General features: G+C 41.6%; 21 protein-coding genes, 1 tRNA gene and 1 other RNA gene. 5 read left to right on the top strand and 18 right to left on the bottom strand.

From position 1 onward, the window contains the following. Nucleotides 1-76: 76 nt before the first annotated feature. The 3 genes from PG086_RS03430 to PG086_RS03420 are packed head-to-tail and all read right to left on the bottom strand — an operon-like array spanning nucleotide 77 to nucleotide 3,677. On the bottom strand, nucleotides 77-2,032 hold the full coding sequence (locus PG086_RS03430; protein ID WP_270747838.1) for a PTS fructose transporter subunit IIABC: 1,956 nt from the start codon (nucleotides 2,030-2,032) through the stop codon (nucleotides 77-79). Beyond that, a complete protein-coding gene (pfkB, locus tag PG086_RS03425; protein ID WP_057488557.1) occupies nucleotides 2,029-2,940 on the bottom strand; it encodes a 1-phosphofructokinase in 912 nt (303 codons plus the stop codon). The genes PG086_RS03430 and pfkB overlap by 4 nt, the downstream gene beginning before the upstream one ends. Continuing rightward, nucleotides 2,937-3,677 (bottom strand): DeoR/GlpR family DNA-binding transcription regulator, encoded by a 741-nt coding sequence (locus PG086_RS03420; RefSeq protein ID WP_000920660.1) that lies wholly within the window; start codon nucleotides 3,675-3,677, stop codon nucleotides 2,937-2,939. The genes pfkB and PG086_RS03420 overlap by 4 nt, the downstream gene beginning before the upstream one ends. A 161-nt stretch (nucleotides 3,678-3,838) precedes the next feature. Here PG086_RS03420 and PG086_RS03415 point away from each other — a divergent pair. Further along, nucleotides 3,839-3,926: transfer RNA gene (locus PG086_RS03415), tRNA-Ser, on the top strand. Between the two features lie 144 nt (nucleotides 3,927-4,070). Here PG086_RS03415 and ssrA read toward each other — a convergent pair. The 6 genes from ssrA to PG086_RS03385 form a co-directional block, all read right to left on the bottom strand. Beyond that, nucleotides 4,071-4,418, bottom strand: a transfer-messenger RNA (tmRNA) gene (ssrA, locus tag PG086_RS03410). 60 nt (nucleotides 4,419-4,478) lie between these two features. Then, nucleotides 4,479-5,114, bottom strand: a complete 636-nt coding sequence (locus tag PG086_RS03405; protein WP_000290634.1) for an SGNH/GDSL hydrolase family protein — start codon at nucleotides 5,112-5,114, stop codon at nucleotides 4,479-4,481. 1 nt (nucleotide 5,115) lies between these two features. Continuing rightward, nucleotides 5,116-5,940 carry a Cof-type HAD-IIB family hydrolase gene (locus PG086_RS03400; RefSeq protein WP_000593352.1) on the bottom strand — a complete coding sequence of 275 codons (825 nt, stop codon included), beginning with the start codon at nucleotides 5,938-5,940 and terminating at the stop codon, nucleotides 5,116-5,118. A 278-nt stretch (nucleotides 5,941-6,218) separates the two neighbouring features. Then, on the bottom strand, nucleotides 6,219-6,728 hold the full coding sequence (locus PG086_RS03395; protein WP_001100687.1) for a hypothetical protein: 510 nt from the start codon (nucleotides 6,726-6,728) through the stop codon (nucleotides 6,219-6,221). A gap of 56 nt (nucleotides 6,729-6,784) precedes the next feature. Then, complete coding sequence (locus PG086_RS03390; RefSeq protein WP_000570834.1) at nucleotides 6,785-7,051, bottom strand: hypothetical protein; 267 nt, start codon at nucleotides 7,049-7,051, stop codon at nucleotides 6,785-6,787. A 249-nt stretch (nucleotides 7,052-7,300) separates the two neighbouring features. Then, nucleotides 7,301-8,620, bottom strand: a complete 1,320-nt coding sequence (locus PG086_RS03385) for a CapA family protein (RefSeq protein ID WP_000415551.1) — start codon at nucleotides 8,618-8,620, stop codon at nucleotides 7,301-7,303. A gap of 155 nt (nucleotides 8,621-8,775) precedes the next feature. On the opposite strand from PG086_RS03385, the gene def reads away from it, so the two are divergent. Together def and rlmB are read left to right on the top strand one after the other, a co-directional pair. After that, the gene (def, locus tag PG086_RS03380; protein ID WP_001272963.1) at nucleotides 8,776-9,387 is read left to right on the top strand and encodes a peptide deformylase; all 612 of its coding nucleotides are present in this window, start codon (nucleotides 8,776-8,778) and stop codon (nucleotides 9,385-9,387) included. 44 nt (nucleotides 9,388-9,431) lie between these two features. Then, nucleotides 9,432-10,160 carry a 23S rRNA (guanosine(2251)-2'-O)-methyltransferase RlmB gene (gene rlmB, locus PG086_RS03375; protein WP_007521462.1) on the top strand — a complete coding sequence of 243 codons (729 nt, stop codon included), beginning with the start codon at nucleotides 9,432-9,434 and terminating at the stop codon, nucleotides 10,158-10,160. Between the two features lie 191 nt (nucleotides 10,161-10,351). Here rlmB and trxB read toward each other — a convergent pair whose 3' ends face one another. The 7 genes from trxB to PG086_RS03340 form a co-directional block, all read right to left on the bottom strand. Continuing rightward, nucleotides 10,352-11,263, bottom strand: coding sequence for a thioredoxin-disulfide reductase (trxB, locus tag PG086_RS03370; RefSeq protein ID WP_000272337.1), 912 nt, complete (start codon nucleotides 11,261-11,263; stop codon nucleotides 10,352-10,354). 65 nt (nucleotides 11,264-11,328) lie between these two features. Continuing rightward, a complete protein-coding gene (locus tag PG086_RS03365) occupies nucleotides 11,329-11,553 on the bottom strand; it encodes a DUF4059 family protein (protein WP_129326057.1) in 225 nt (74 codons plus the stop codon). 77 nt (nucleotides 11,554-11,630) lie between these two features. Beyond that, entirely contained in the window at nucleotides 11,631-12,374 is a 744-nt protein-coding gene (locus PG086_RS03360; protein WP_000590976.1) for an amino acid ABC transporter ATP-binding protein, read from the bottom strand. Further along, nucleotides 12,374-13,174, bottom strand: a complete 801-nt coding sequence (locus PG086_RS03355; RefSeq protein ID WP_000219161.1) for an amino acid ABC transporter permease — start codon at nucleotides 13,172-13,174, stop codon at nucleotides 12,374-12,376. The genes PG086_RS03360 and PG086_RS03355 overlap by 1 nt, the downstream gene beginning before the upstream one ends. Before the next feature lie 156 nt (nucleotides 13,175-13,330). Next, complete coding sequence (locus PG086_RS03350; protein WP_268703387.1) at nucleotides 13,331-13,687, bottom strand: arsenate reductase family protein; 357 nt, start codon at nucleotides 13,685-13,687, stop codon at nucleotides 13,331-13,333. A gap of 12 nt (nucleotides 13,688-13,699) precedes the next feature. Continuing rightward, nucleotides 13,700-14,215, bottom strand: coding sequence for a methylated-DNA--[protein]-cysteine S-methyltransferase (locus PG086_RS03345; RefSeq protein ID WP_270747837.1), 516 nt, complete (start codon nucleotides 14,213-14,215; stop codon nucleotides 13,700-13,702). Further along, a complete protein-coding gene (locus PG086_RS03340; RefSeq protein WP_270747836.1) occupies nucleotides 14,212-14,706 on the bottom strand; it encodes a GNAT family N-acetyltransferase in 495 nt (164 codons plus the stop codon). The genes PG086_RS03345 and PG086_RS03340 overlap by 4 nt, the downstream gene beginning before the upstream one ends. Before the next feature lie 134 nt (nucleotides 14,707-14,840). Here PG086_RS03340 and PG086_RS03335 point away from each other — a divergent pair, with 134 nt between their 5' ends. Further along, on the top strand, nucleotides 14,841-15,287 hold the full coding sequence (locus PG086_RS03335; protein ID WP_001087578.1) for a DUF1836 domain-containing protein: 447 nt from the start codon (nucleotides 14,841-14,843) through the stop codon (nucleotides 15,285-15,287). Then, complete coding sequence (gene trhA, locus PG086_RS03330; RefSeq protein WP_001097972.1) at nucleotides 15,284-15,931, top strand: PAQR family membrane homeostasis protein TrhA; 648 nt, start codon at nucleotides 15,284-15,286, stop codon at nucleotides 15,929-15,931. The genes PG086_RS03335 and trhA overlap by 4 nt, the downstream gene beginning before the upstream one ends. Before the next feature lie 19 nt (nucleotides 15,932-15,950). Here the strand turns inward: trhA and pdxT are convergent, their stop codons facing one another. Both pdxT and pdxS read right to left on the bottom strand, forming a co-directional pair. Then, on the bottom strand, nucleotides 15,951-16,532 hold the full coding sequence (pdxT, locus tag PG086_RS03325) for a pyridoxal 5'-phosphate synthase glutaminase subunit PdxT (protein ID WP_270747835.1): 582 nt from the start codon (nucleotides 16,530-16,532) through the stop codon (nucleotides 15,951-15,953). Further along, the gene (gene pdxS / locus PG086_RS03320; RefSeq protein WP_270747834.1) at nucleotides 16,533-17,408 is read right to left on the bottom strand and encodes a pyridoxal 5'-phosphate synthase lyase subunit PdxS; all 876 of its coding nucleotides are present in this window, start codon (nucleotides 17,406-17,408) and stop codon (nucleotides 16,533-16,535) included. Nucleotides 17,409-17,426: the final 18 nt, after the last annotated feature.

The following is a 17,426-nucleotide window of genomic DNA, read 5'->3' as shown; positions in this document are numbered from 1 at the left end:
TAAAGACCGTTCTCCCTAACTCCATCATCAAAAAATGACTGCCCACTTTCGTGTTCAGTCATTTGAGTATTTATGATTATTTTTCTAATGGTTTACGTAGGTAACCATAAACCACACCACTTACAATTGCGCCAACCAAGACACAGGCAAGGTAGAGAAGGGCATTTGAAGTGAGGGCGATAACGAAGATTCCTCCGTGTGGCGCCATGAGTTTAATTCCAGCAAGACCAACGAGTCCGCCTGCTACTGCAGAACCAAGGATGAAGCTTGGGATAGCACGAGCTGGGTCAGCGGCACCAAATGGAATCGCTCCCTCAGTGATAAATGACAAGCCCATGATGATGTTTGTCAAACCAGAGTTGCGTTCTTCCTTAGTGAATTTATCTTTGAAAAGAAGGGTTGCGACAAAGATAGCAAGTGGTGGCACCATTCCTCCAGCCATAACTGCTGCCATGGCTACAGAACCACCTGAAGAAACAGTTGCTGCAAGCGTACCTGTACCAAAGACATAGGCCGCTTTATTAACTGGACCACCCATATCAACAGCCATCATTCCACCAAGAACGATACCAAGAAGGACAGCTGAACCGCCTCCAAGACCGCCTAGGAAGTCATTCATCGCAGTGTTGATTGCTGCCATCGGGATGTTAACAGCTAGCATGACAAATCCTGTTAAGATTGTTCCAAGAAGTGGCAAGAGAAGGATTGATTTAGCACCTTCAAGTGAACGAGGAACTTTAACGTATTTCTTGATAGCAAGAACTAAAGCACCTGCGATAAATCCACCAACAAGGGCACCTAGGAAACCGGATGAGACACCTGCAAGAGTTGAAGTTGCTTCACCACCTGCTGCATAAGGGATTTTACCAAAGGCAAAACCTTCTTTGGCAATTGCACCAGCCACAAAGCCAGCTACCAAACCTGGTTTTTCAGCAATAGAGTAGGCTACATAACCAGCAAAGACTGGAAGCATCAAGCCAAAGGCTGCACCACCGATTTTCATGAACATAGAAGCTAGCTCATGGTAAGATCCGAGATTGCCAAGACTATCTTGGGGCACACCCAAAGCACCGTCAATCAAGAAGGCGAGGGCAATCATGATACCACCACCGATAACGAATGGCAACATTTGAGATACACCACTCATCAAGTGTTTGTAGAAGGCACCACCAAGGCTTTGTTTTTCATTAGATGCTGTTGCAGTTTTTGCTCCATTAGCAGCACGATAAACTTCAGCATCCCCAGAAAGAGCCAAGTTGATCAATTCTTCTGTCTTACGGATACCGTCTGCAACTGGACGGTTAACCAAAGGTTTACCATCAAAACGATCCACTTCCACTGCCTTATCCGCTGCGATGATAACAGCTTTAGCCTTGCGGATGTCCTCTGCAGTCAATTGGTTCCCAACACCGCTAGCACCATTGGTTTCAACCTTGATACCAACACCCATTTCAGCAGCTACTTTTTGAAGGGCTTCTTGAGCCATGTAAGTGTGAGCGATCCCTGTTGTACAAGCCGTAACAGCTACGATAAAGTCACCAGAGTCATTAGCAGGTGCTTGGACAGGCTCCTCAGCTTTTTCTGAAGCTTGGTTAAATAGTTCGATAACTTGATCTGCAGATGTTACTTGGCGAAGTTTGTCAGCGAAACCATCTTTCATCAAGTATTGAGACAATTCTGCCAAGGCTGCCAAGTGAGTATCATTGGCACCTTCTGGAGCTGCAATCATGAAGAAGAGGTCTGTTGGTTGCCCATCCAAGCTTTCATAGTCAACACCCTTGTTTGACTTTGCAAAGAGAACTGTTGCTTCTTTGACAGCAGAATTTTTGCTGTGTGGCATAGCAATTCCGTCACCCAAACCAGTGGAAGTGAGAGCTTCACGCGCTAAGATCCCTTCTTTAAAGGTTTCAAAATCCGTCACATAACCATGATCTACCAAGCTATGAATCATCTCTTCGATAGCTGCTGTTTTTTCAGTCGCCTGCAAATCCAGCAACATGACATCTTTTCTCAATAGGTCTTGAATTTTCATCGTTTTTCTACCTCAACTTTTTCATAAGTTTCTTTTATAAATGCTGCAGTTGCCAAATCATCAGAGAAAGTAGTTGCTGTCCCACAAGCCACTCCCCATTTGAAGGCCTCTACTGCGTCTTTTGATTTGACAAATTCACCGGTAAATCCAGCAACCATAGAGTCACCAGCACCAACTGAATTTTTTACTGTCCCTTTGATTGGTTTAGCGAAGTAAGCTCCTTCAGATGTGACAAGGAGGGCACCGTCCCCAGCCATAGAGATGATGACATTTTGAGCACCTTTAGCCAACAATTCTCGAGCATATTTCTCGATTTCATCTAAACTTTCGAGTTTCACTCCAAAGATAGCTCCAAGTTCGTGATTGTTTGGTTTAACCAAAAGTGGCTGGTAGTCCAAACTATCAATCAATGTCTGTCCTTCAAAGTCACAAACCACTTGCGCACCAGTCTGGCGTGTCAAAGCAATCAAATCCTTGTAGATAACATTGCCTAGGTTCTTAGCACTCGAACCCGCAAACACAACCGTATCTTCTGTAGTCAAACTAGATAAAATAGCTTTCAACTCTTCTAGCTGGGCTGGTTCAACAGTTGGACCCCTTCCGTTGATTTCTGTTTCTTGGTCTGCTTTAATCTTGACATTGATACGAGTATCTTCTGCTACTTGGACAAAACGAGTTTCGATTTCCTCTTCTGCAAGGGTATCTGTGATAAATTTACCAGTAAAACCTCCAATAAATCCAGTCGCAGTATTAGAAATATCCAAGCGTTTCAAGACACGACTGACATTGATTCCTTTCCCACCAGCAAACTTATCATCACTGTCCATACGATTGACACTGCCGACTTGAACTTGGTTCAAGCGAACGATATAGTCAATGGATGGATTAAGTGTGACTGTATAAATCATACTTCTATTACCTCCGTTTTCTTCTTAATAGCCTGCAAGAGCTCATGCCCTTGACTTGTGATGACAATAGCGCGTTTAAGTGGTGCTACCTTGGCAAAGCAAGTTTGACCAATCTTTGACGAATCCACCAAGACATAGGTTTGTTTGGCATTCTCTAAAATAGCACGCTTAACGGCTCCCTCCTCCATATCTGGAGTCGTATAATAACCATCGTCGACACCATTCATCCCAATAAAGGCACGGTCAAAGTGCAATTGATTGATTTGGTTAAGAGCAACACCGCCAATACATGCATCTGTTGCCATCTTGACACTTCCTCCAACCATGACAGTTGGAATCTGCTTTTCAACCAACTGAACCGCATGGTGAATGGAGTTGGTCACAACTGTGATATTCTTATTAACCAATTCCTTGATTAAAAAAGCAGTTGTCGTTCCAGCATCAATAAAGATAACATCTTGTTCCTTAATAAGAGAGGCTGCTTTTTGAGCCAGTAGCTTCTTCTCTTGAAGGTTTTTGACAGATTTTTCTTGGATGGTTTCTTCTTCCTGCAAGGAGTGGGGTAATTCTGCTCCACCATGCACACGGCGAAGCTTGTTTTCTGCCTCCAACTCATCCAAATCTCTTCGTACCGTTGATTCTGATGTTTCTAATAGACTAACCAATTTTTCTAGGGAAACTACATGATGTTGATTTAACTCCTCTAAAATCAGTTGCTTCCGCTCAGTTTTTAACACCAAATCACCTCCTGTTATCGTTTACACTATTCATTCTAGCACAATTTCTATCAAAGTCAAGCATTTTTTATCATTTTCTTTCAAATTCTATCATTTTTCTTATTTCCAAAATTTTTATTGCAAGATAAGTGGCTTTATGGTAGACTATTTGAGTAAGTATTGGAAGATTACTCAAGAGGCTTAAGAGGCCGTGTTGGAAACGCGGTAGGCGTGTAACAGCGTGCGTGGGTTCGAATCCCATGTCTTCCGTAGAAAAGAAAAATTATTTTTTTAGATACAACAAATGTTGTATCTTTTTTTGTATCCCTTTTTAAAAAAAGAATACCAAGGAATACCAAAGGCAAAAACAAAAAACGTTGATTTAACAACGTTTTTCCAAGGTGGGTGAAAGAATAATGGAGCCGGTGGGAGTCGAACCCACGTCCAAACACCTGCCAACATATTTGTCTACAACCATAGGTTATGTATTGTTTTAACAGTCCCTCGACACATAACTCAAGCCTAGGAACTGCGAGTCTATTAATCTCTTATCAAACCACTAGACAAGGCTTGATCGTATCTCGCTAATCATAAGACCTGTCATTGAACACGAGCAATCCAAATCGGGTCACGCCTGCTGGTTTTTAGGCAGCTAAAGCGTAAGAAGTGTTATTTTTTGCAGTTATATTTAACTGAGCGTTTACGTCGCCACACGGGTTGCAAAATATGCCTCATAATGCCTGTCGAATCCGTAACGACCCCAAAAGACGATAGAACCATTATAACCTATCTTCATGAAAAATGCAAAATCAAGCCACCTCTTTAGAAAAGAACCCCTTTTAAGGCTTCCGATAAGACTTGATAACCGGCTACACTTAGATGAAGGCCATCTGTTGTATAGTCTTTTTTGAGTTGTACTTCTGAATCTATCAAACTATCATAAACAGGCACAAAATCTACCTGCATATAGGCGGATGTTAGAGCCTCATAGGCTTGATTCCATTCTCTAATCTTTTCATTGGTTCGGATATAAACAGTCTGCTTGTATTTCTCTCCCTCATTGACTGGCAGAATAGAAAGGAGCTTTATTTGTGACAGCGGATATTCTCGGGCAATCGATTGGATTACACGCTCGAGATTATCCAAGGCTTCATTCATGGGAATATCTTTTCCAATATCATTTGTCCCAATTAAGAGAACAATCTGATCGACAGCATCACCATACAGATGTGCATCAAGGTTATCTATTAAAAGTCCAGTTTGGTAACCTCGGATGCCACGATTAACAATCGTCTTGGCAACCCCAAACAACTCTTGAAGAGGGTAATATTCCACTATCGAATCACCAATAAAGATGATATCTGGCTCTAGAACAGATACTTGATTCAATTCACGATACTTGGTTTGAATTTTTTCCTGCTCCTTTAAGAGCCAATTCTCTAATAACTGTACTGCCACCCTATCCCTCTTTCTCTAACCAATTCTCTAGAACTTGATAAACGCCCGCCTGGCTGTTAGCTGGTGCTAGGGCAGTCGCAACTGCCTTGACATTATCATCTGCATTTTCCATCGCATAGGCAATTCCAGCCAGCTCTAACATTTCGACATCATTTTCACTGTCACCAAAAGCCATGACTTGTTCCGATTGCAAATTCCAGCGCTTGAGTAATTCTTCCAATCCCCAAGCCTTGTGAACACCAGCCTGTAGGATATCGATACAACCATAACCACTGGAAACAGCTCTTACATGCCCATTAAAGAGGTCATTGATTTCCCGCAAAACAGAACTTGATCGTTCTTCACCAACGACCATGCTCATTTTAAGCACTCCACCAAAGAGATCCGATCTGAGCTCTTCAACAAAGTTTGTATGCCGATAGAGTTTTTCAATCATCTCAGGAGTCATAAATTTATCAAGTTCTGTAAAAACAGTTCCTTTCTTGACAAAACTCCCATTCATACTGGTAACGACGAACTGATCTCGACACTCTCTCCCTTTAAAATGAAGGAGAGCCTTGTCAACCATAGCATCATCCCAGGTCTGAGCTTGAAGTAATGTATCATACTCAAATATACGAGCGCCGTTAGCAACAACCAAGATCACTCGACTCGCCAAGTGTTCTAATAATTGCCTCATTCGATGAACCTCATTTCCCGTCGCAATGACAAAACGGATACCTCGTTCATCTAATTGGTCTAAAATCTTTTCTAAACGTGGCAAGTCCAGTTGCCCTCTTGGATCCAACAAGGTTCCATCCATATCTGTTGCAATGAGTTTTATCATACAATTAGCTCCTTTTTATTATTAGGGCTGTGCAAAGGGCATTTAGGGTGTGCATCTTTTAACGATTTAGGCAACCCCCATCATTTCTCATCTCTGTTAATCCTTTATATTATATCATAAAATGAATGTCTCATTCCATTCATAAAAACAGTCAGATCATATTTCTATGACCTGACCGTTTTTGAAGTGGACTTCTACTTTATCTTTTGTGTGTATGACCATTTTTTCCACTAATGTGTTGAAGAGTTTTTCATTAAATGCCGTGATCATGTATTGTTTTATAGATAAATCCTATTTCTCGAATCTCTCACTGCTGCTATTCCTTTAGTGAAATACTTATATTCTGTTTGTTGAGTGATAAATTCATCATCAAATTCAAAAGATTTTTCGCTTATATATTCATAAGTAATTAAAACAGCTTCTCCTGATTTTATTAATAAAGGAAATTTAGCATCATTGACATAATTATTCATAGAAGTATCAATTACATTGATTAATTTCTTATCTATAAATTTAACATTTTTACCTGTAAGAAACTTTTGATTCCCTTCCTTAGTTGTAAACTTTCCAAATCCACATTCTTTTATAATTATGGGAACATCACCCATGTTTTCCAATGTAATTACAAACTCCAGCATCTTCTTATCCAGATACTGAGAGAATGTACTACTTACTAATAATTTTCTTGATTTAGGTCTTAATATTTGCCATAAAGCTACAATAACGGCTCCAATTGTCCCTACAGCAGATAATGCTGTCCAAAATAATTCAGAACATATTACATTCATATATAAGCTACCTCCATGTGTATTGTAACTCTTATTATACTACTAAATACCTATTTCTAAAACCTATCAAACTCATCTAACCATTCATCAATGGTTGGAGGAATAGTTTTATCTGCGTGATACGCCATAATACATGCCACATTCTCAAAAATCTCTAAATCTTCAATCTCAAAACTTTGTTCGTTGACTTTAAATGATTTTTCTAGTTTAGCTAAATCTTTAAAAATATCACGCTTGAACTTGATACGATACAAACGTGGAATGGTAGCTGATGATTTGAACTTCACTTCTTTGTCGTTAACTGTTACTGTTTTTTCAATCATAAGCTACGTCCTAACGTGACGGTGTATTCGCAGCTTGTTCCTGTGGAAGATAAACTGCCTTATACCAATTCTTTTAACGTTTTAAATTTCATCTTCTGCGAATCAAATTATTTCATTCGCACCAAATTTCACCTTAACTCTAACTCTCTTTATTCCAAGGAATTTCTTGCTTCTATTGTATTATCCATTTAATCTCTATTTCTGTTGCAATTAATTTAATCGTCATCCTATCTCCTTTAGGGTGAGCACCTACCACTTCAATCCCACATGTTCATTCATTTCTTTATAGGCCGTGTCAATTCGTTCCTTGGTCGCCTCATCCAACTTGTCACGGTGACTGCCTCCCTCAATGAAGTCCTCTAGGATATAGGTCTGATAGAGGAAGAGCGGATAGCCTTCTGGAGAGTAAGTCCCTTTAGGTGTCCGATTGACCCAAGTAGGATGCGCTTTGGCAGTTTCAATCCTTGTCTTGCCATCTTTTTTCTTAATGGTCACATCCATGAGAACACCGCGCTCCGTCCACTTGGCATTTTCCTCATCTTGCATGGTTTCAATGCGCTGGTTTGAAAGGAAATTTCCCATGGAATAGATGATCAATTTTTTGTCACCATCCTTTTCAACGGTTTCAGCAGGTTCAACGACGTGAGGATGCCCTCCAAAAATAATATCAGCTCCCCAGTCAATCATCTTGTGGTACAGTGTTTTCTGTTCTTCCGTCGGTTCTAGCTGGTACTCAATTCCCATCTGAGGCATGATGACAGTAATATCCGCCTCTTGCTCAGCTCGTTCGATTTCCGCCTTCATCTTATCTTCATTCAGGTCAGAAAGATAGCGATTATAATCCTCTTGAGAGATATACTGCTCAATGCCATTAAAACCGTAAGAATAGGCTAGGAGAGCTACCTTGATACCATTGACTTCCTTGATAACTAGTGGAGCTTGGTCACGGGATTCATGTGTGTAGACTCCTATGGGTGTCATCCCTGCCTTTTCAATAGCTTCTGCTGTCGAAACCACTCCCTCAATTTGAGAATCCAAGATGTGATTATGAGCCAAGTCTAGAACTTGGTAGCCTGCATCCTTGATCGCATCCATGACTTCCCCTGGTGCATTAAAGAGAGGATAGCCTGCCAAGTAGTGGTCCTTGTTCACCGTTCCTTCAAAGTCACCAAGCACTAAATCCGCTTGTTTGAGCCAGGGTTTTACATACTCAAAATTTTCATGGAAATCATAGGTTCCATCTTCTTTCAGAGCTGTTCGGTAGATAGGAATATGGTAGAGAAGGTCACCATTTGCCATGATACGAGCTGTCGTTTCGGCAGACTGATTTTCCTTAGACTGACTAGACGTCTGAGCAGAATCAACTGTTTGACCACTCGGACTTGTTCCCTTGTTCCCTTGTACTGCTTGGGTCAACAAGTTCAGCCCCATAGACAAGGAAACTGCAAGCAACAGCACCGTAATAAACTGGGCATTTGTCCAAGATTTATAATTCCTAAAGAAACCAATACTACTCTTCAACAATCCAAAAATAGGACCATGAGACCATCTATCTTGTCGCTTTTCCATCTTTATTTCCCCCTTGCTTTTACTGCAAGTCTTTTCTTTTATTATACCACAGACAAAAGAGGAATACCGTTTATTATATTATTTTTTAGGAACTTCTGTGACTTTCTTTCTCGCCTATTTTGTGTTATCATGTAGAGGTAATGAAAGGAGAGAAAATGTCTGCTATAGAACGTATTACAAAAGCTGCTCATTTAATTAATATGAACGATATTATCCGTGAGGGGAACCCAACTTTACGCGCGGTTGCTGAGGAGGTCACTTTCCCACTGTCTGACCAGGAAATCATCCTTGGAGAAAAGATGATGCAATTCCTCAAAAATTCTCAGGATCCTGTTATGGCTGAAAAGATGGGACTCCGCGGTGGGGTTGGATTGGCCGCTCCTCAGTTAGATATCTCAAAACGCATTATCGCTGTTTTAGTGCCAAATATTGTGGAAGAAGGTGAAACTCCTCAGGAAGCCTACGACCTGCAAGCTGTTATGTACAATCCAAAAATCGTATCCCACTCTGTTCAGGACGCCGCCCTCGGTGAAGGAGAAGGGTGCCTATCTGTCGACCGTGTAGTTCCAGGCTATGTTGTTCGTCATGCCCGCGTCACTGTTGATTACTTTGACAAGGACGGAGAAAAACACCGCATCAAGCTTAAAGGATACAACTCTATCGTTGTCCAACATGAAATTGACCACATCAACGGAATCATGTTCTACGATCGTATCAATGAGAAAGACCCATTTGCTATCAAAGATGGACTCCTCATCCTCGAATAAAGAAAATCCCGTTGCAAGACGGGGTTTTGTGTTATAATAAAGGCATGAAAACAAATGATATTGTCTATGGCGTCCACGCCGTTACCGAAGCCCTCCTTGCAAATACAGGAAACAAACTCTACCTCCAAGATGATCTCCGAGGTAAGAATGTTGAGAAAGTAAAGGAACTGGCTGCTGAGAAAAAGGTCTCCATCTCTTGGACCTCAAAAAAATCCCTCTCTGAAATGACCGAAGGCGCTGTCCATCAAGGATTTGTCCTTCGAGTTTCTGAATTTGCCTATAGCGAGCTGGATCACATCCTTGCAAAAATACGCCAAGAAGAAAATCCTTTGCTATTGATTCTGGACGGGTTAACTGACCCTCACAACTTAGGTTCTATCTTGAGAACTGCTGATGCAACCAACGTTTCAGGAGTCATCATTCCTAAGCACAGAGCTGTCGGTGTAACTCCAGTCGTTGCCAAAACGGCTACTGGAGCTATTGAGCACGTACCGATTGCTCGAGTGACTAACCTTAGTCAAACCTTAGATAAGCTCAAGGACGAAGGCTTCTGGACCTTTGGAACGGATATGAACGGTACCCCTTGCCACAAGTGGAATACAAAAGGGAAAATCGCCCTCATCATCGGAAATGAAGGAAAAGGCATCTCGAGCAACATCAAAAAACAGGTTGATGAGATGATTACCATTCCCATGAATGGACATGTTCAAAGCCTCAATGCCAGTGTTGCTGCAGCCATTCTCATGTACGAAGTTTTCCGAAATAGACTATAAAAAAAGTTTCCAGTCATCTGATTGGAAACTTTTTTATGATTATACTCAATGAAAATCAAAGAGCAAACTAGGAAGCTAGCTTAAGACAGCTCAAAGCACTGCTTTGAGGTTGTGGATAGAACTGACGAAGTCAGTACCCATACCTACGGCAAGGCGAAGCTGACGTGGTTTGAAGAGATTTTCGAAGTGTATTAACTATGTTCTGTAATAAATTTGTAAGCTTCTTGACCAGCGATAGCCCCATCTCCAACTGCTGTTGTTACTTGGCGAAGGTCTTTCTGGCGAACATCTCCAACCGCAAAGATACCGTCAACGGCAGTTTTCATGTGGTTATCTGTCACAATCCAGCCAGCCTGATCTTGAATATTCAAATCTTTGACAAAATCGCTAACGGGATCCAAACCAACATAGATAAAGACACCACCAAAGGCTTGCTCTGTTATTTGACCTGTTTTTACATTTTCAAATACGACAGATTCTACTCGGTTTTCACCTTTGATTTCCTTGACGACAGAGTCCCAGATAAAGTTGACTTTCTCATTAGCAAAGGCACGGTCTTGCAACACCTTTTGGGCACGAAGTTGGTCGCGACGGTGAACAATGGTAACAGTCTTGGCAAAGCGAGTCAAGAAGAGGGCTTCTTCTACCGCTGAATCTCCACCACCGACTACGAGCAAGTCTTGGTCACGGAAGAAAGCTCCATCACAGACTGCACAGTAAGAAACACCACGACTGTTCAGTTCTTCTTCTCCGGGAACTCCCAAAAGACGGTGTTTTGACCCAGTTGCCACGATGACAGTACGGGTTTCGTAAACTTGATCATCAGTGATTACCTTCTTATAGTCACCCTTGTCTTCAATATTTTCAACATAGCCATAAAGATGCTCTACTCCAAGGTTTTCAAGTGGTTCAAACATCTTTTCAGCCAATTCAGGTCCACTGATATTGGCATAACCTGGATAGTTTTCGATATCAGATGTGTTATTCATTTGCCCGCCTGGCAGACCACCTTCAATCAAGCCTACTTTCAGATTGCTTCGAGCAGCATATAAGGCAGCGGTCATTCCCGCAGGTCCAGCACCGATAATAATCGTATCGTACATTTCGATTCCTTCTTTCTTGTTGTAACTATCTTTATTCTAACTTATTCTTGCTAGTCACGCAAGGATTATGCCTTGAAAACCAAGAGCAAACTCATGACGGCAAAGGACAACACCGGAATGACCAAAACTCCAATCATAATCATATCATAGAGATGGGCTTGGCGAGCTTTGGCTGTCTTGTCCACACCAGACATGGCTCTCAATCCAATCCAAATCCCCAGAAAAATCACGACAAGGATGGTCGTTAAGATCAAACTCTCGAAATATAAAGAAAACAGTTGCAGCAGCATGATCTCTCTCGTTTCTATCTTTTTTAAAGAGTAAACTCAGCTAGTCCAACTAACTGAGTTTTCCTTTTTCTATTATATCAAATATAAGTCCGTTTGTAACTAGCGAAGAATTCTTTTGTCCGTTCTTCTTTTGGATGATTGATGATTTCATCCGGTGTGCCGGACTCGATGATTTTCCCTTTATCTAGGAATAAAACCTTATCTGCCACTTGGGTTACAAAAGACATATCGTGACTGACCAAAATCATGGTCTGACCTGACTTGGCAGCATCTGCAATAGACTTTTCTACTTCACCGACCAATTCTGGGTCTAGAGCTGAAGTGGGTTCGTCCAAGAGCAAGACATCTGGTTTCATAGCAAGCGCACGCGCGAGGGCAACCCGTTGCTTTTGTCCACCTGATAAGTGGCGAGGGTAATGGTTTTCACGGTCAGAAAGACCAACTTTAGCCAACTCTTCCTTGGCGATTTTTGTTGCTTCCTCATCCGATAATTTCTTGACAACAACCAAACCTTCCTTAACATTGTCAAGAGCAGTTCGGCGTTCAAACAAATTAAACTGTTGGAAAACCATAGACAACTTGCGACGAAGGGTTAGGATTTCTTCTTGGCTAATCTGAGAAAAATCAACTTTAAAATTGTCAATCTGAATCGTTCCACTATCTGGAGTTTCAAGATAGTTCAAACTACGAAGAAAGGTTGATTTCCCAGCTCCAGATGAACCAATCAAGGCCACTACCTCCCCTTTTTGGATATCCAAGTCCAGATGATCCAAGACAGTTTGTCCTGAAAAGGATTTGCTTAAATTCGAAATCTTAATCATTAACGAAGGTCTCCTTTCACATCTGTTTGCACTGTATCAGGTGCAGAAATAGCCATTTTTCTCTCGATGAAACGACCGAGGCTTTCAATTCCGATATTGACTACCCAATAAACAAGGGCTACGGAGATGAAACGCTCAAAGTAACGATAATCTGCTCCACCCAAAATCTGAGCTTGAGCAAAAACTTCGACAACACCCGCACTAAAGGCTAGAGAAGTTCCCTTGGTCAAACCGATAAGAGAGTTAATCAAAGTCGGTGTCGCTACCACCGCCGCATTTGGAATAATCACGCGACGATAAACTTGAGCACGAGTCATACCCAGACTACGCGCCGCCTCAATTTCACCTGGGTTAACAGAAAGGATGGCTGCACGAATCGTTTCACTTGCATAAGCCGCCTCATTAAAAGCAAAGGCCACAATCGCAAAAAGCGCTGCTGGAATCGCATTGATATTGAAACCAGTGCCCCATTGTTGGTTGATAGCTTTCAGTGCCAAAGGAATTCCGTAGTAGGTCAACATAAGTTGAACTAGGATTGGAGTACCTTTTAAGAAGCTAACGAAAAAGGCCTGCAAGGGATATAGAATTTTAACACGATTGATCTTAACAATGGCAAAAATCAAGGCAAGTAGCAAACCAAAGAGTGCACCTCCAAGTGTCAACATCAAGGTTGTAGGCAGTTGTTGGACAATCCTTGGAATTCCATCAAAGACCGAACGCAAACTAAAGAGTTTACCATCCGGAATGAGTTGCATCAAACTTTGGTACCAATCTGATGCTAAAAATGTTGTAACAGTCATAAAAACATCCTCTCCTGATAATGATTCATTCTATCATACTTCTGCTCGCAAGCAAATTATTTGCTACGGGCTACTCAGACTTTGTCTATCTTCTAGTTTATCACACTTTAAAACAGGGAGGCTATATATTTTACCTATCAAGGAGATAAATAAAAACTATCTTAAACCTAAGTTCTCATAGGGTTTTCTATAGCCGATTTGTTTAACAGCACCATTCTCCACCAAAATTGGACGTTTCAATAACATACCATCACTCGCTAGAAGCTTGGCTGCTTCTTGTTTTGACAAACTTCCTACCTTATCTTTTAGGCCCAGTTCGCGGTATTTGATCCCGCTAGTATTGAAAAATTGTTTCACTTCAAAACCGGAAGTTTCCAACCACTTCAAAATCACGTCTTCACTTGGTGTTTCTTCTACGATGTGGACATCTTGGTATTCCAGTCCAAGTTGATCCAATTCATTTTTTGCTTTCTTACAAGTTGAACATTTTGGGTATTCGATAAATTCTAACATCTTCTTTTCTTTCTATTTTTTATTTTCTTGAAATGCTGCACCTTCATGTTGCAAGAGCCAGGCTTTCTTTTCGACTCCAGATGCATAGCCTGTCAAGCGATTGCCTGACCCCAGCACCCGATGACAGGGAACAAGTATGGACCAAGGATTGCGCCCCACTGCTCCTCCAATCGCTTGAGCAGAAGCCACTTGCAGGTCTTGAGCTATTTGTCCGTAAGTTACTGTTTGACCATAAGGAATGGCCTGTAAGTAATCCCAAACCCGCTTTTCAAAATCTGTTCCAATGGGAGCTAAAGGTAAGTCAGATAGATCCTGAACACTGCCTTCGAAATAGGTATCTAAATAGGAAATAACTTGCTCTAATACAGGATGGCTAGCAACTTCTTCTATCGTTTCATCTCCTAATCCCCTCTCAAAATGAGTTTGGTCCTGTACCCAAATTCCATACAAATATTGCTCGTCAGCAACTAAGGATAAAGTTCCAATTGGCGACGGGTAGAGCATCTTTGCGTACTTTTTCTGCATCATTTTTTTAATTTCTGATAGGCCAAACGTTCCCCATCAACTGGAACCTTACCGACCTGTTGGAAGCCCAGCTTTTCAAAGATATGCTGCATGGTCTTGTTTTCTGCATGCGTATCTGAACGAAAATCTAGATAATCAAAACCTTCAATCAAGCCTTCTAGGAAAGTCTGAGCAACACCTTGTCCTTGGACATCTGCTGCCACAGCGATACGGTGAAAGACCAGATATTCTGATTCTTCCCCCTGCCAACTTCCTTCATAAATGGCTTCATAGGCTTCCTCTGGACTCTTGGTTACAGCAGCATAAGCTAGCAGTTCTCCTTCTTCCAAGGCCACATAGGCTTGGCCTGAGATGATATCATCAATAATGATATCTGCATTTGGATAGCCATTTTGCCACTGGTCGCTACCAGATTTGGCTAAGCACTTTTTAGCATCCTCCATCACCTGCATAATCGCATCCACTTCGTTTGGAAAAGCTAAACGAATCTCCATCTTTTCCCCTCATTTCTAACTATTTTCTCTCATCATAGCATAATTTAAAGCTTTCTACAAGCAGTTGAAACTTGACTTTTGTTTTTTATTATTTTATAATCTAGTTATTAAAACTAGATAAAAAGGAGTTGGAAATGAATTCTAACTTTTCCTACCCAAAATGGGAAGACATTCCAAACATTGACCTCTATCTGGATCAGGTTTTACTTTATGTCAATCAGGTCTGTGCCCCTATCTCTCCAGATAAGGACAAGGGACTAACAGCATCTATGGTCAATAACTATGTCAAACATGGTTACCTGACAAAGCCAGACAAGAAAAAATACCAACGCAAACAGATCGCCCGTTTGATTGCCATCACCACTCTCAAGTCTGTCTTTTCGATCCAAGAAATCGCTCAGACCCTTAATACTCTGCAAACTCAAGCGAGCTCAGACCAGCTCTACGATGCTTTTGTAGACTACATGAACCATGGGATTGATCCAGAAAATCCTATTATCCAAACTAGCTGTCAAACGGTTAAACTCTATCATCAAACTCTAGACTTAATCCTTATCAAAGAAGAGGAGGAAATCCAATGAATACCAGTCTAAAACTCAGTAAAAAACTCAGTTTTGGAGAGGAAATTGCTAATAGCGTGACCCATGCTGTGGGTGCCGTTATCATGCTCATCCTACTCCCCATTTCATCCACCTATAGTTATGAAGCACACGGATTTTTATCATCTTTTGGCGTTTCTATCTTTGTTATCAGTCTCTTTCTCATGTTCCTCTCGTCAACCATTTACCACTCTATGGCCTATGGTTCGACCCACAAATACGTCTTGCGAATCATCGACCATTCTATGATTTACGTGGCTATCGCAGGCTCTTACACGCCGGTCGTCTTGACTTTGATGAATAACTGGTTTGGCTATCTGATCATTGCCATTCAGTGGGGAACGACCATCTTTGGCATCCTTTATAAAATCTTTGCTAAAAAGGTCAATGAGAAATTCAGCCTTGCCCTTTACCTGATCATGGGCTGGTTGGTTCTGGCTATCATTCCTGCCATTATCAGTCAAACAACACCAATTTTCTGGAGTCTCATGGTAACTGGTGGGCTCTGTTATACAGTTGGAGCTGGATTTTACGCTAAGAAAAAACCTTATTTCCACATGATTTGGCATCTCTTTATCCTAGCAGCATCTGCACTTCAGTACATCGCTATTGTTTATTACATGTAAAAAAGTTGAGAATCTTTTCTCAACTTTTTTCTTTACACATATTGATAAAATACTGGTGCAAGCGAGCATCATCTGTTAACTCAGGATGAAAAGAGGTTACCAGCATATTTTTTTCTTGCGCAGCAACGATTTGATCATCAACTGTTGCTAGAATTTCTACACCCTCTCCAACACTGCTGATAATCGGTCCACGGATAAAGGTCATGGGAATCTGACCAACTCCCTTACATTCTGCTTCTGTATAAAAACTTCCTAGTTGGCGCCCATAAGCATTGCGCTCAACCACTATATCCATGGTTCCAAGATGACTTTCTTCCTGAGAAGTGATTTCCTTAGCCAGCAAAATCAAGCCCGCACAGGTCCCAAAAGCGGGTAATCCAGATAGAATGGCTTCTCGGATGGGAAGCAGCATGTTCTGGTCGCGCAAGAGCTTGCCCATGGTTGTAGACTCACCGCCAGGTAATATCAAACCCACCAAGTCACTCTGATGTTGTTGAAAATCATCTAAATTTCTGATTTCGACACTAACAACACCTAACTTTTCTAGCACTTTTGCATGTTCTGCAAAGGCGCCTTGCAAGGCCAATATTCCAATTTTCATCTATTTTCCTCGCTCTGCCATGAGAATTTGGATTTCATTCTCATTGATACCAACCATGGCTTCCCCTAGATCTTCAGAGATTTGAGCCAGAATTTGAGGATTTTGGTAGTTGGTTACGGCCTTAACAATAGCACTTGCTCGTTTAACAGGGTCGCCTGATTTGAAAATACCTGAACCGACAAAGACCCCCTCTGCCCCCAATTGCATCATCAGCGCAGCATCTGCTGGCGTTGCCACACCTCCAGCTGCAAAGTTAACAACTGGTAATTTTCCATGTTCATGAACGTATTGGACCAATTCTACAGGGACTTGGAGTTCTTTTGCTGCCACATAAAGTTCATCTTCACGGAGGTTTTGAATGCGGCGAATTTCTTGATTCATCATACGCATATGGCGAACGGCTTGGACGATATCTCCTGTACCCGGTTCTCCTTTTGTCCGAATCATGGAAGCTCCCTCAGCGATACGACGCAAGGCTTCACCCAAATCCTTAGCTCCACAGACAAAAGGAACTTGGAATTCTTTCTTGTCCACATGGAAACGATCGTCTGCTGGAGACAGCACTTCACTCTCATCGATATAGTCAATCTCAATAGCCTCTAAAATCTGAGCTTCAACAAAATTCCCGATTCTGACCTTGGCCATCACTGGAATACTGACCGCTTCTTGAATTTCCTTAATCATCTTTGGATCACTCATACGAGAAACTCCACCAGCTGCACGAATATCAGCTGGAATCCGTTCCAAGGCCATAACAGCTGCCGCACCAGCAGCCTCTGCGATACGAGCCTGTTCAGGGTTCTGAACGTCCATGATAACCCCACCTTTGAGCATCTGTGCCAAGTTTTTATTTAGTTCATAACGATTTTCAGTCATTTCTTAATCCTCATCATC

The sequence above is a fragment of the Streptococcus halitosis genome, from assembly GCF_027691175.1.
In the GTDB taxonomy this organism is placed as follows: Bacteria; Bacillota; Bacilli; order Lactobacillales; family Streptococcaceae; genus Streptococcus; species Streptococcus halitosis_A.
This window is presented reverse-complemented; position numbering and strand designations above follow the sequence as displayed.

Coding starts and splice junctions, on each gene's coding strand:
- PG086_RS03390 (WP_000570834.1), bottom strand. CDS start 7,051: ATGATTGAAAAAACAGTAACAGTTAACGACAAAGAAGTGAAGTTCAAA.
- pdxS (WP_270747834.1), bottom strand. CDS start 17,408: ATGACTGAAAATCGTTATGAACTAAATAAAAACTTGGCACAGATGCTC.
- trxB (WP_000272337.1), bottom strand. CDS start 11,263: ATGTACGATACGATTATTATCGGTGCTGGACCTGCGGGAATGACCGCT.
- PG086_RS03400 (WP_000593352.1), bottom strand. CDS start 5,940: ATGATAAAACTCATTGCAACAGATATGGATGGAACCTTGTTGGATCCA.
- pfkB (WP_057488557.1), bottom strand. CDS start 2,940: ATGATTTATACAGTCACACTTAATCCATCCATTGACTATATCGTTCGC.
- rlmB (WP_007521462.1), top strand. CDS start 9,432: ATGAAAACAAATGATATTGTCTATGGCGTCCACGCCGTTACCGAAGCC.
- PG086_RS03360 (WP_000590976.1), bottom strand. CDS start 12,374: ATGATTAAGATTTCGAATTTAAGCAAATCCTTTTCAGGACAAACTGTC.
- PG086_RS03335 (WP_001087578.1), top strand. CDS start 14,841: ATGAATTCTAACTTTTCCTACCCAAAATGGGAAGACATTCCAAACATT.
- trhA (WP_001097972.1), top strand. CDS start 15,284: ATGAATACCAGTCTAAAACTCAGTAAAAAACTCAGTTTTGGAGAGGAA.
- PG086_RS03350 (WP_268703387.1), bottom strand. CDS start 13,687: ATGTTAGAATTTATCGAATACCCAAAATGTTCAACTTGTAAGAAAGCA.
- PG086_RS03345 (WP_270747837.1), bottom strand. CDS start 14,215: ATGATGCAGAAAAAGTACGCAAAGATGCTCTACCCGTCGCCAATTGGA.
- PG086_RS03395 (WP_001100687.1), bottom strand. CDS start 6,728: ATGAATGTAATATGTTCTGAATTATTTTGGACAGCATTATCTGCTGTA.
- PG086_RS03340 (WP_270747836.1), bottom strand. CDS start 14,706: ATGGAGATTCGTTTAGCTTTTCCAAACGAAGTGGATGCGATTATGCAG.
- pdxT (WP_270747835.1), bottom strand. CDS start 16,532: ATGAAAATTGGAATATTGGCCTTGCAAGGCGCCTTTGCAGAACATGCA.
- PG086_RS03355 (WP_000219161.1), bottom strand. CDS start 13,174: ATGACTGTTACAACATTTTTAGCATCAGATTGGTACCAAAGTTTGATG.
- PG086_RS03385 (WP_000415551.1), bottom strand. CDS start 8,620: ATGGAAAAGCGACAAGATAGATGGTCTCATGGTCCTATTTTTGGATTG.
- PG086_RS03365 (WP_129326057.1), bottom strand. CDS start 11,553: ATGCTGCTGCAACTGTTTTCTTTATATTTCGAGAGTTTGATCTTAACG.
- def (WP_001272963.1), top strand. CDS start 8,776: ATGTCTGCTATAGAACGTATTACAAAAGCTGCTCATTTAATTAATATG.
- PG086_RS03430 (WP_270747838.1), bottom strand. CDS start 2,032: ATGAAAATTCAAGACCTATTGAGAAAAGATGTCATGTTGCTGGATTTG.